At 73.5% G+C, this 14,382-nt stretch carries 2 protein-coding genes; both read left to right on the top strand.

Annotated features, from left to right (window positions below):
* Positions 1 to 550: 550 nt before the first annotated feature.
* A complete protein-coding gene (locus ACFC1R_RS33275; RefSeq protein WP_375945098.1) occupies positions 551 to 8,143 on the top strand; it encodes an SDR family NAD(P)-dependent oxidoreductase in 7,593 nt (2,530 codons plus the stop codon).
* A 45-nt stretch (positions 8,144 to 8,188) separates the two neighbouring features.
* Positions 8,189 to 14,382, top strand: a 6,194-nt coding sequence (locus ACFC1R_RS33270; protein WP_375945096.1) for a type I polyketide synthase, incomplete at its 3' end; no start/stop codon positions are given.

Raw genomic sequence — 14,382 nt, 5'->3', positions numbered from 1 at the left:
TGGCCCTCCTCCCCCCGCCCCTCCTGCCCCCCTCAATACACTCGGGTGGGGGTGCGGGGCTCCCCCCCCCCCCCCACCGGGGTCTTCTGCGCCCGGATTCTATGCCATGTGCACGACAGGGGGAAGAGCCGGTCACTTGCGCATCCACACAGCTCAGCGGCGAGTCCGCAGGCACTCCAAGAGTCCTCCAAGTCGACTCCAAGTCGACTCCAAGAGGGTCCTGACAGGCTGTTGATCAACAAACGGGTGGGTCAGCACGAGGCGTTCGCAGCCGCCTCGCCCGGCGGAGGAAGCACGGTCACCGTGGATGCCCGGAGACCTCGCTGGAGGGGGACGCACACCGATACCGAAACGGCCGGGCCACCTCGAGCCCGGACTTCCCGCCGCGTCGCCGCCCCGCCCCGGTCGGCGGAACCAGCGGGCCATCAGACCGGCACGACTGCCGGACGCCCGGCCACGGCCAGCGGCGGCCACGGAGCACGCCCCCCGTCGTCGCCTGCTCCTGCGGACCGGGCAGAAGACCGAGACCACGAGGAAAGCCGAGTACGCAGTGCCCCAGACGAGTTGTGAGGACGACCAGGTCGCCATCGTCGGGCTGTCCTGCCCGGCGTTCACCCCCGGCGACGTCCCCCAGGGCCTCGACGGCCCGGACGGCGGCGCCGGTTTCTTCGGGGTTCCGGCCCAGCAAACCGCCGGGTTCGGCCCCGCCGACTGGAACGTGCCGGAACTCGCCTGGACCGCGCTCGAGGACGCCGGGATCATCCCCGCCTCGCTGCGCGGAAGCCGAACGGGCGTCTTCGTCGCCGCATCGTCGCAGGACCGCATCGCGGAGCACCTTGCCGCGGTGCTGGACCTCCACGGTCCGCAGGCCACCGTCGAACCGTCGGCCACCGCCGCCCGAGCCGCCGTCGCGCTGGCCGCGGCGAGTCTCCGCCGCGGCGAGTGCGACCTCGCCGTCGCCGGTGACGGCGGCACAGTGCTCACGGTGATCCGGCGGCTGCCGGACGCCCGGCGCAACGGGGACCGGATCCAGGGCGTGCTCACCGACGGTCACCCGGCGTCCGGCAGCGGCGTCCTCGACCTGGTCGGAGCCGTACCGGCCGATCCCGCAGGACTCCCGGAGGCGCCGCCCGCACTCCGGCCGCCCCTCGCCACCTCGCTCACGCCACTGGTCCTCTCCGCCCGCAGCGACGCCGCCCTGCGTGCCCAGGCGCGGGAGCTCCGGGAGCGTCTGAGGGCCGACCCCGGTCTCCGGCTCCCCGATGTCGCCCTCTCCCTGGCGGTGACCAGGACGGCGTTCGAGCGGCGCGCCGTCCTGGTCGCCGACGGCCGCGAGGACGCCCTTCACGGTCTGCACGCCGTCGCCGAGGGCGAGTTCGGCCCGTTGCTCGTCCGCGGCACGGCGGACGCCGGAGGCGAGGCGGTCTTCGTCTTCCCCGGCCAGGGGACCCAGTGGCAGGGCATGGCGCTCGGCCTGCTGGAGTCCTCGGAGGTGTTCAGGGAGCAGCTGCAAGCCTGCGCCGACGCGCTCGAACCGTACGTCCCGTGGTCGCTGACCGATGTCCTGCGCGGAGTGCCTGGCGCACCCGCTCCGGTGGCGGTGGACGTCGTCCAGCCCGTCCTGTTCGCCGTGATGGTGTCGCTCGCCGCGCTCTGGCGCGCCTGCGGCGTCGAGCCCGCCGCCGTGGTGGGCGCCAGCCTCGGCGAGATCGCGGCAGCTCACGTCGCCGGCGCGCTCACCCTGGACGACGCCGCCAAGGTGGTGGCGCTGTGGAGCCGGGCGCAGGCCGGCGCGGCCGGTCAGGGCGACCTGGCCTCGGCACTCCTGCCGCGCGACCAGCTGGTGGCACGGCTGGCCCGCCGGCCCGGCCGGCTGGACGTCGCCGGGAGCAACGGCCCGCGATCCGTCCTGTTCTCCGGCGACCGGGAAGCCGTGGACGAGTTGCTCGCCGAACTGACGGCCGAGGGCGTCCGGGCGAAGAAGCTGAGCAACGGACTCGCCGCGCACTCACCCGGGCTGCGCCTCGACCGCGAGCTCCTCCTCGACGGCCTCGCCGGCGTCCGCCCGCGCACCTCCGACGTCCCGTTCTACTCGTCCCTCACCGGCGGACTGCTGGACACGGCCGAGCTGGACGCCGCGTACTGGATCCGGAACATCACCAGCGAGATCCGTTTCGAGGACGCCACCCGCGCGCTGCTGGCGGACGGGTACCGGACCTTCCTCGAGGTCGGCCCGCACCCCGGCCTCCTCGGCGGCCTCCAGGAGACCCTGGACGACGTCGACCTGACCGGCGCCGCCGTCGTCGGCACACTGCGCCGCGACCAGGGCGGGCCGGACCGGTTCCTCACCTCGATGGCCGAGCTGCACGTCCGGGGGACGGCGGTGGACTGGGCCGCCGTCTTCGCCGGCTCCGGCGCGCGACGGGTCCCGCTGCCGACGTACGCGTTCCGCGCCGACCGGTCGGCCCCCGTCCGGTCGGACACCGAACAGCGCCGCTGGGTCCGGGATCTGGTACGCGCCGAGATCGCGGCGCTGCGCGGTCCCGCGGCGGCGGAAGCGGGCGAGGACCGGCCGCTCCGGGACCTCGGGTTCGACTCGGCCATGTCGGTCGAGCTGCGCAACCGGCTGATGGCGGCGACCGGGCTGCGGCTGCCGCTGACGCTGCTCTTCGACCATCCGACGCCGAAGGCCCTCGAACGTCACCTGCTCGGCGAGTCGACCGGAGAACCGGACCCGACGCCGACGGCGACCACGGTGACGGCCGACGAGCAGGAGCCGATCGCGATCGTCGCGATGGCGTGCCGGTTCCCCGGTGAGGTCCGCAGCCCCGAGCACCTGTGGCAGCTCGTCGCCGACGGCCGGGACGCCGTCTCGCCGTTCCCCGACAACCGCGGCTGGGACCTGGACTCGCTGTACGACCCCGACCCCGACCGCACCGGCCGCACCTACACCCGCGAGGGCGGCTTCCTGCACGACGCGGACCGGTTCGACGCCGGCTTCTTCGGGATCAGTCCGCGCGAGGCACTGGCCATGGACCCGCAGCAGCGGCTGCTGCTGGAGACCTCCTGGGAGGCGTTCGAGCGGGCCGGCATCGACCCCGCGTCGATCGGCGGCACCCGAACCGGCGTCTACGTCGGCGCGATGGCGCAGGACTACGGCGCCCGCATGCACGAGGCGAGCAGCGCTGTCGAGGGCCACGTCCTGACCGGTACGACGGTGAGCGTCCTCTCCGGCCGGCTGTCCTACTCGTACGGGCTGGAGGGCCCGGCGATCACGGTGGACACGGCGTGCTCGTCGTCCCTGGTCGCCCTGCACCTGGCCTGCCAGTCACTGCGCCGGGGTGAGTGCTCGCTGGCGCTCGCGGGCGGGGCGGCGGTGATGGCCGCGCCGGGCATGTTCGTCGAGTTCAGCCGTCAGCGCGGGCTCGCCCCCGACGGGCGGTGCAAGGCGTTCGCCGCCTCGGCGGACGGGACCGGCTGGGGCGAGGGCGTCGGCGTCCTGCTGGTGGAGCGGCTGTCGGACGCGCGGCGCAACGGCCACCGGGTGCTGGCGGTGGTGCGCGGTTCGGCCGTCAATCAGGACGGCGCCAGCAACGGGCTGTCCGCGCCGAACGGTCCGGCCCAGCAGCGGGTGATCCGGCAGGCGCTCGCCGATGCCCGGCTGACGGCCGCGGAGGTGGACGCGGTGGAGGCGCACGGGACGGGCACCACGCTCGGGGACCCGATCGAGGCGCAGGCGCTGCTGGCCACCTACGGGCAGCAGCGTCCGGCCGAACGGCCTTTGTGGCTCGGCTCGTTGAAGTCCAACATCGGCCACACCCAGGCCGCGGCGGGCGTCGGCGGCGTGATCAAGATGGTGATGGCGATGCGGCACGGCGTGCTCCCGCGCACCCTGCACGTCGACGAGCCGACACCACACGTCGACTGGGCCTCGGGCGCGGTGTCACTGCTCACCGAGGAACGCGCGTGGCCGCAGACCGGGCGGCCACGGCGGGCCGCCGTCTCCTCGTTCGGGATCAGTGGGACGAACGCGCACCTCATCCTCGAAGAGGCACCCGCCGCACCGGCCGAGGAGGAGCCGCGCGCCGGGAGCGACTCGCCCTCCTCCGTGGTCCCGTGGGTCCTCTCCGCGCGGACTCCGGCGGCGCTGCGCGCCCAGGGTGAGCAGCTGCGGGCGGCCGTGGAGGCCCGTCCCGAGTGGGAACCGGCGGACGTGGCGGGCGCGTTGCTGTCGGGCCGGTCGGTGTTCGAGCACCGTGCGGTGGTGATCGGTGACAGCCGGGCGGAGCTTCTGAGCAGCCTGACCGGCCTCACCGGGGGTACCGCCGCGCCCGGTCTCGTTCTGGGTCACGGCGCCTTCGACCGGCCGGTGTTCGTCTTCCCCGGCCAGGGCTCCCAATGGACCGGCATGGGCGCCGAACTCCTCGACACCTCGAAGGTCTTCGCCCAGTCCATCGCCAAATGCCAAACAGCACTCGACCCCTACATCGACTGGTCACTCACCGACGCCCTACGCGGCAACGACAACACCGACCTCACCCGCGTCGACATCATCCAGCCCACCCTCTTCGCCACCATGGTCTCCCTCGCCGAACTCTGGCGCTCCCTCGGCATCCACCCCGCCGCCGTCATCGGCCACTCCCAAGGCGAAATAGCCGCCGCCACCATCGCCGGAGCCCTCACCCTCCACGACGCCGCCCGCATCACCGCCCTCCGCAGCCAAGCCATCCACACCATCAGCGGCCACGGCGGCATGGCCTCCCTCCCCCTCACCCACCACCACACCACCACCCTCCTCACCCGATGGAACGGCCGCCTCACCATCGCCGCCCACAACGGCCCCACCACCACCGTCATCGCCGGCGACCACGACGCCCTCGACGAACTCCTCACCCACTGCCAACACCACAACATCCACGCCCGACGCATCGACGTCGACTACGCCTCCCACACCCACCACGTCGAACAACTCCGCGATCACCTCACCACCCAACTCGCCGACATCACCCCCCGACCCGCCACCACCGCCTTCTACTCCACCGTCACCGGCACCCTCCTCGACACCACCCGACTCGACAACCACTACTGGTACAACAACCTCCGCCAACCCGTCCGCCTCACCGACGCACTCCACACCGCCCACACCAACGGCCACCACGCCTTCATCGAGACCAGTCCCCACCCCGTCCTCACCCCCGCCATCGGAGAAACCCTCCCGGACACACCCGCCCTCATCACCGGCACCCTCCGCCGCAACGACGGCGGCCTCCGCCGACTCCTCACCTCCCTCGCCGAAGCCCACGTCCACGGCGCCCCCGCCGACTGGCACACCCTGCTCCCCACCGCCCCGACCACTCCGGTCGACCTCCCCACCTACCCCTTCCAACGCGAGAGCTACTGGCTCACCCCGCCCGCGACCGCGAACCCCCGTACCGCCGGGCTCGACCCCGCCGAGCACCCGCTGCTCGCCGCCGCCGTCCCCCTGCCCGACGACGAGGGGATGCTCTTCACCGGCCGCCTCTCCGCCACCACCCACCCCTGGCTCACCGACCACGCCGTCTGGAACACCCCCCTGCTCCCCGGCACCGCCCTCGTCGAACTCGCTCTCCACGCCGGGCGCCGGCTCGACTGCCACCACCTCGAAGAGCTCACGCTGGAAGCTCCGCTCATGCTCCCCGAGCAGCACGCCGTCCGTGTCCAGGTCCGGGTCGGCGCCCCCGACGACACCGGGCGCCGCCCCGTCGCCGTGCACTCCGCCCCCGACACCCCCGGCACCCCCGACACGGACACCTCCTGGACCCGGCACGCGACCGGCGTCCTGGCAGCGGAGGGCCCGGCGGTGCCGGCAGACGCCTGGCGGCCCTGGACGGCGGCGCTCGACCCGGCTGACGCGCTCTACGACCGGCTGGCCGGCATCGGTTTCGACTACGGTCCGGCGTTCCAGGGCCTGCGCGCCTTCGGCCGGCAAGGCGACGAGATCCTCGCCGAGGTCGCGCTCCCGCACTCGCGCCACGACGACGGCTTCGGTCTGCACCCGGCCCTGCTGGACGCGGCCCTGCACGCCTGTCTGCTGGAGGGCTCCGACGGCGTCCGCCTGCCGTTCTCCTGGTCCGACGTCGTCTTCCACGCCACCGAGGCCGGCGCCCTGCGCGTACGGCTGACTCCGACCGGGCCGGACACCGTCGCGCTCGCGGCGACCGACGAAGCCGGCCGCCCGGTCGTCTCGGTCGGCTCACTGACGCTGCGGCCGGTCACACCCGAGCAGTTCAGCGCCGCCACCCACGGCCACCACGACTCGCTGTACCAGGTGGACTGGATCCCCCTGCCCCCTGGCCAGGGCGCGGCCGACGACGCCCCTCCGCTCCTCCTCGACGTCGACGGCTGCGGATACGCCCGGCCCGCCGACCTGCCCGCCGCCGACGTGCCCCTGCCGGGGACGGTTGTGGCGGCCTTCCTGCCCGGTGCCGAGCAGACGGTCGAGGACGTCCACGCGGCGGCCGGTCGTGCGCTGGCGCTCGTCCGGGCCTGGCTCACCGAGGAGCGCTTCGCCGCCTCCCGGCTCGTCCTGCTCACCCGGGGCGCGGTGGCCGTGGACCCGGCCGACGACGTCGCCGATCTCGTCCACGCTCCGCTCTGGGGCCTGGTCCGGTCCGCCCAGTCGGAGAACCCCGGCCGCCTGGTGCTGGCCGACCTCGACGACCACCCGGACTCCTACCCCGCGCTGGTCCGGGCGCTCGGCTCGGCGGAGCCGCAGCTGGCGGTACGCGCGGGGCGGGTGTCCGCCGCCCGGCTGGCCACCGCCGCACCGGACACGGCCGGGGCCCCGGGCCCGTTCGGCCCGGCCGGCACGGTGCTGGTGACCGGTGGCACCGGTCTGCTCGGCGGCCTGCTCGCCCGCCATCTGGTGACCCGGCACGGCGTGCGGCACCTGCTGCTGCTCAGTCGGCAGGGGATCGCCGCCGACGGTGCCGCCGGACTCCGTGCCGAACTCGCCGCGTCGGGCGCCGAGGTGACGGTCGCGGCGTGCGACGTGGCCGACCGGGACGCGCTCGCCGCCGTCCTGGCCGAGGTGCCCGCCGAGCATCCGCTGGTCGGCGTGGTGCACACGGCAGGCGTACTGGACGACGGTGTGCTCACGGCCCTGACCGCCGACCGGCTGGCAGCCGTGCTGCGGCCGAAGGTCGACGCGGCCTGGCACCTCCACGAACTGACGCGTGGGAACGACCTGCGCGCCTTCGTACTCTTCTCCTCGGCCGCAGGCGTACTGGGGCAGGCAGGCCAGTCGAGCTACTCGGCGGCCAACGCCTTCCTGGACGCCCTCGCGCAGCGGCGCCGGGCTGAGGGCCTGCCCGCGCACTCGCTGGCCTGGGGCCTGTGGGCGGAGTCCGGCGGAATGACCCGCCACCTCGCCGAGGCCGACCTCCGGCGGCTGAGCCGCACCGGCCTCGCGGCCATTCCCACCGACCAGGGCCTCGCACTGTTCGACGCCGCACTGAGCACGGACCGCACGGTGCTGGTGCCCGCGCGGCTGGACAGCGCAGCGCTGCGGGCGACGTCCGAGGTGCCGCCGCTGCTCCGCGGCCTGGTCCGCGTCCCGAGGCGTCGGGAGGCCACCGCTTCCGGGGCCGCTGCGTTCCGGCAGCGGTTCGCGGGGCTGGCACCGGAGGAGCGCGGCCGCGCCGTACTCGATCTGGTCCGGGCCCAGGTGGCTGCCGTCCTCGGTTACGCCTCGCCGGACCGGGTCGAACCCGACCGCGGTTTCCTCGATCTCGGTCTCGACTCCCTCACCGCACTCGAACTGCGCAACCGGCTCGGCAGGGAGAGCGGCCACCGGCTGTCCGCCACGCTGATCTTCGACCACCCCACCCCGGCCGCCGTCGCCCGTCATCTGGAGGCCGAGGCCTTCCCGGCGGAGCAGCCGGCCGAGGAGCCGGAGCCCTCCGACGTCGACGAGGGCGAGTTCCGACGGGCCCTGGCAGCGATCCCGCTGAGCCGCTTCCGGGAGGCCGGGCTGGTCCGCACGCTCCTCCGGCTCGCCGACTCACCCGGCACGTCCGACCCGGTCGACGAGGAGGAGCACGGCAGTGCGCTCGACACGATGGACCTGGAAAGCCTCGTCCGGGTCGCCCTCGGTGACAACTGATCACGACGCACCGCCCCTCAACGGCCCGGAGTTTCGGAGTTCTCGATGACCGCATCCAGTGAAGAAGTCGTCAAGGCGCTACGGGCCTCCCTCAAGGAGGCCGAGCTGCTGCGGCAGCAGAACCGCAAGCTGACCGCCGCGGCCTCGGATCCGATCGCGATCGTCGGCATGGCCTGCCGCTACCCCGGGGGTGTCAAGTCACCCGAGACCCTCTGGCAGTTGGTCGCGAGCGGCGGCGATGCGATCTCCGCCTTCCCGGAGGACCGCGGCTGGGACCTGGACTCGCTGTACGACCCCGACCCCGAGGCGGCCGGCAAGACCTACGCCCGGGCCGGCGGATTCCTGCACGAGGCCGCGCTGTTCGACCCCGACTTCTTCGGGATCGGCCCGCGCGAGGCGCTGGCCATGCACCCGCAGCAGCGGCTGCTGCTGGAGACCTCCTGGGAGGCGTTCGAGCAGGCGGGCATCGACCCCGCGTCGGTGCGCGGCACGCGGACCGGCGTGTTCGCCGGCGTGATGCACCAGGACTACGCCGCCCGGCTGCGCGAGACCCCCGAGGAGCTCGAGGGTTACCTGATGACGGGCAGCCTGGGCAGCGTGGTGTCGGGGCGGGTGGCGTACACCCTGGGTCTGGAGGGCCCGGCCGTCACGGTGGACACGGCGTGCTCGTCCTCGCTGGTCGCCCTGCACCTGGCGGGGCAGGCGCTGCGCAACGGCGAGTGCACCATGGCACTCGTCGGCGGTGTCACCGTGATGACCGGGCCGGGCGGCTTCGTCGAGTTCAGCCGCCAGCGGGCGCTGTCCCCCGACGGGCGCTGCCGGGCGTTCGCCGCCTCGGCGGACGGGACCGGCTGGGCGGAGGGCGTCGGCGTCCTGTTGGTGGAGCGGCTGTCGGACGCGCGGCGCAACGGCCACCGGGTGCTGGCGGTGGTGCGCGGTTCGGCCGTCAACCAGGACGGGAGCAGCAGCGGCTTCTCCGCGCCGAACGGTCCGGCCCAGCAGCGGGCCATCCGGGATGCGTTGAAGAACGCCCGGCTGACAGCGGCTGATGTGGACGCGGTGGAGGCGCACGGGACGGGCACCCGGCTCGGCGACCCGATCGAGGCGCAGGCCCTACTGGCCACCTACGGCCAGGACCGGCCCGCCGAACAGCCGCTCTGGCTCGGCTCGTTGAAGTCCAACATCGGCCACGCCCAGGCCGCAGCGGGTGTCGCCGGTGTGATCAAGATGGTGATGGCGATGCGGCACGGCGTGCTCCCGCGCACCCTGCACGTCGACGAACCGACACCACACGTCGACTGGGCCTCGGGCGCGGTGTCACTGCTCACCGAGGAACGCGCGTGGCCGGCCGGCGAGCGGACCCGACGGGCCGCCGTCTCCTCGTTCGGGATCAGTGGGACGAACGCGCACGTCATCCTCGAAGAGGCACCCACCGCACCGGCCGAGGAAACGGAACCCGTCGAGAGCAACTCACCGTCCCCCGTGGTCCCCTGGATCCTCTCCGCCCGCAACGAACCCGCCCTGCGCGCCCACGCCGGACAACTCGCCACCTACCTCCAGAACCACCCCGACACCAACCTCCGCGCCGCCGGACACACCCTCCTCACCACCCGCACCACACACGACCACCGCGCCGTCGCCCTCGGCCGAAACCACCACGAACTCCACACCAGCCTCACCGCCCTCGCCAACGGCACCACCCCCACCAACACCACCAGCAGCAGCACCCCCGGCGGTCCCGTCTTCGTCTTCCCCGGCCAGGGCTCCCAATGGACCGGCATGGGCGCCGAACTCCTCGACACCTCCGACGTGTTCGCCCAGTCCATCGCCAAATGCCAAACAGCACTCGACCCCTACATCGACTGGTCACTCACCGACGCCCTACGCGGCAACGACAACACCGACCTCACCCGCGTCGACATCATCCAACCCACCCTCTTCGCCACCATGGTCTCCCTCGCCGAACTCTGGCGCTCCCTCGGCATCCACCCCGCCGCCGTCATCGGCCACTCCCAAGGCGAAATAGCCGCCGCCACCATCGCCGGAGCCCTCACCCTCCACGACGCCGCCCGCATCACCGCCCTCCGCAGCCAAGCCATCCACACCATCAGCGGCCACGGCGGCATGGCCTCCCTCCCCCTCACCCACCACCACACCACCACCCTCCTCACCCGATGGAACGGCCGCCTCACCATCGCCGCCCACAACGGCCCCACCACCACCGTCATCGCCGGCGACCACGACGCCCTCAACGAACTCCTCACCCACTGCCAACACCACGACATCCACGCCCGACGCATCGACGTCGACTACGCCTCCCACACCCACCACGTCGAACAACTCCACCACCACCTCACCACCCAACTCGCCGACATCACCCCCCAACCCACCACCACCGCCTTCTACTCCACCCTCACCGGCACCCTCCTCGACACCACCCAACTCGACAACCACTACTGGTACAACAACCTCCGCCAACCCGTCCGCCTCACCGACGCACTCCACACCGCCCACACCAACGGCCACACCACCTACCTCGAAATCAGCCCCCACCCCGTCCTCACCCCCGCCATCGAAGAAACCCTCCACCCCCACCCCGTCACCATCACCGCCACCCTCCGCCGCAACGAAGGCCACTGGACCCGCCTCCTCACCTCCGCCACCCACCTCCACAACCACGGCCACCCCATCAACTGGACCCCCCTCCTCCACCCCGCACCCCACCCCGACCTCCCCACCTACCCCTTCCAACACCAGCACCTGTGGATGCTGGACGCGGCCGCTCCGCCCGCTTCGGGCCCGGCGTCCAGCGCGGTGGACGCCGGCTTCTGGGAGGCCGTCGAGGAGCAGGACGTCGCCGCCGTGGCGGCGACACTGCAGGTCGACGACGAGGAGCAGCGGCGGTCGCTGAGCACCCTGCTGCCCGCGCTCTCCAGCTGGCACCGGCAGAGCCGGGACCGCTCGGTGGTGGACGACTGGCGGTACCGGATCGCCTGGAAGCCCGTGGCCGAGCACACCGCGTCCGCCCGCTCCGGCAGCTGGCTGGTCGTCGTCCCCACGGGTCACGCCGGTGACGCCTGGGTCACCGAGACCGTCCGGGTGCTCGGCCTGCGCGGTGTGCGCACCGTCCTGCTGGAGGTGGCCGACGCGGACCGCGCCGTGCTGGCCGCGCGGCTGCGCGAGGTGCTTCCCGACGGCGGTGCCGACCAGGCCGGCGTGCTGTCGTTCCTCGGTCTGGATACCCGCCGCCACCCCGGGAAGCACACGCTGACGGCCGGCCTCGCACTGACCTTGACGCTGGTCCAGGCGCTGGCCGAGCTCGGTGTCCGGGCACCGCTGTGGTGCGCCACGAGCGGCGCCGTCCGCACCGGACCGTCCGACGCTCCCGCCGATCCGGTGCAGGCGCAGCTGTGGGGTCTCGGCCGGGTCGTCGCGCTGGAGCAGTCCCAGCTCTGGGGCGGTCTGGTCGACCTGCCCGGGCAGCCTGACGAGCGGGCGCTCGGGCAGCTGGTACGGGTGCTGGCGGGCTCCTTCGACGAGGACCAGGTGGCGGTCCGGGCGACCGGAGCGGTCGCGCGGCGGATGGTCCACGCGCCGCTCGGGGACGCCAGGCCCGTCCGGGGCTGGCGCCCTCGCGGCACGGTGCTGGTCACCGGCGGCACCGGGAGCCTCGGGCCCCGGATCGCGCGCTGGCTGGCTGACAACGGTGCCGAGCACCTCGTCCTGGCCAGCCGTTCGGGCCCGGACGCCCCGGGTGCAGCGGATCTGGCGGCCGAGCTGACCGAGCGGGGCGTGGCCGTCACCCTGGCCGCGTGCGACGTGGCCGACCGCGAGGCGGTGGCCGGGCTGCTCGGCCGGCTGCGGGCGGACGGCCACCCGGTGCGGGCGGTCCTGCACACGGCCGCGTTCATCGAGCTGACGTCCGTGGCCGACACCACGCTGGAGAGCTTCGACCAGGTGCTGGCCGCGAAGGTGGACGGCGCCCGGCACCTGGCCGACCTGCTCGACCCGGACGAGCTGGACGCCTTCGTGCTCTTCTCCTCGATCGCGGGCTTCTGGGGCAGCGGGGACCACGTGGCCTATGCGGCCGCCAACGCGGCGCTGGACGCCCTCGCCGAGCAGGGCCGCGCCGACGGCCTGCCGATGGTGTCGGTCGCCTGGGGCGTCTGGGAGGACGCCGTCAACACCTGGCGGAACCTCGGCGACCAGGACGTCGAGCGGACCCGACGGCGCGTGCGCGGGCAGGGCCTCCCGCTGATGCCCGCCGAGAAGGCGATCGCCGCCCTCCAGCAGGCGCTGGACCACGACGACACCTTCGTCGCGGTCGCCGAGATCGACTGGGACCGGTTCGTCCCGCTGTTCACCGCGGTACGCCCGAGTCCGCTGCTCGCCGAACTCCCCGAGGCGCGCTCCGTGTTGGCGTCCTCGGCCGAGACGGCGGCCAAGGCGGCGGGCTCCGGCTCCGCACTCCGGCAGTCCTTGGCCGACCTGTCCGAGACGGAGCAGCTCCGGGTGCTCACGGACCTGGTCACCACGCATGCCCTCGCGGTACTGGGCCACAGCACGCCGGACGCCGCCCGTCCCGGCCGGGCCTTCAAGGAGATGGGGTTCGAGTCGCTGACGGCGGTCGAGCTGCGCAACCGGCTGGCGTCCGCCACCGGTCTGCGCCTGCCGGCGACCCTGGTCTTCGACTACCCGACGCCGACCGCGCTCGCCGCCCAGATCCGGCGCGAGGTGCTGGAGTTGGGCGCGGCGGAGGTGGCCACCGCACCGGAGCCGACCGCCACGGCGGCCGACGAGGCGATCGCGATCGTCGGCATGGCCTGCCGGTTCCCGGGCGGCGTCACGACGCCGGAGGAACTCTGGCAGCTACTCGTCACGGACGGCGACGTGGTCTCCGGCCTTCCGACCGACCGGGGTTGGGACCTGGACGCGGTGTCCGGGCAACAGGGCGGCTTCGTCCGGGACGTGGACGGGTTCGACGCCGGTTTCTTCGGGATCAGCCCGCGCGAGGCGCTGGCCATGGACCCCCAGCAGCGGCTGCTGCTGGAGACCTCCTGGGAGGCGTTCGAGCGGGCCGGCATCGACCTGACCGCACTGCGCGGCAGCAGGACCGGCACCTTCGTCGGCGCCATGCAGCACGGCTACGGCGTCCGCTCGGCCGACGCGCCGTCCGCCATCGAGGACTACGTCATCACCGGCAGCGTCACCAGTGTCATCTCCGGGCGGCTGGCCTACGCGTTCGGTCTGGAGGGCCCGGCGATCACGGTGGACACGGCGTGCTCGTCGTCCCTGGTCGCGCTGCACCTGGCCACCCGGGCGCTGCGAGCCGGCGAGTGCACCATGGCGATCGCCGGCGGTGCGGTGGTGATGCCGACCCCGGACTCGTTCATCGGCTTCAGCCGCATGGGCGCCCTGTCCGGGACCGGCCGCTGCAAGGCGTTCTCCGACGACGCGGACGGCTTCGGTCTCGCCGAAGGGGCCGGCGTGGTGCTGCTGGAACGCCTCTCGGACGCGCGGCGCAACGGCCACCGGGTGCTGGCGGTGGTGCGCGGATCCGCGCTCAACCAGGACGGCGCGTCCAACGGACTGGCCGCGCCGAACGGGCCGTCGCAGCAGCGGGTGATCCGGGCGGCGCTCGCCGATGCGCGGCTGACGGCGGCCGGTGTGGACGCGGTGGAGGCGCACGGGACGGGCACCCGGCTCGGCGACCCGATCGAGGCACAGGCCCTGCTGGCCACCTACGGCCAGGACCGGCCCGCCGAACGGCCTTTGTGGCTCGGCTCGTTGAAGTCCAACATCGGCCACACCCAGGCCGCAGCGGGTGTCGCCGGTGTGATCAAGATGGTGATGGCGATGCGGCACGGTGTGCTCCCGCGCACCCTGCACGTGTCCGAGCCGACCACACACGTGGACTGGTCGGCCGGTGCGGTGTCGCTGCTGACCGAGGCGCGGGAGTGGCCGAAGGCCGACGGGCATCCGCGTCGGGCGGGCATCTCCGCGTTCGGGATCAGTGGGACGAACGCGCACGTCATCCTCGAAGAGGCACCCACCGCACCGGCCGAGGAAACGGAACCCGTCGAGAGCAACTCGCCGTCCCCCGTGATCCCCTGGATCCTCTCCGCCCGCACCGAACCCGCCCTACGCGCCCACGCCGGACAACTCGCCACCTACCTCCAGAACCACCCCGACACCAACCTCCGCGCCGCCGGACACACCCTCCTCACCACCCGCACCAC

The organism is Kitasatospora sp. NPDC056138, from assembly GCF_042264695.1.
GTDB lineage: Bacteria > Actinomycetota > Actinomycetes > Streptomycetales > Streptomycetaceae > Kitasatospora.
The sequence above is the reverse complement of the archived record's forward strand: the minus strand, read 5'-3'. Positions and strand labels throughout refer to the sequence as shown.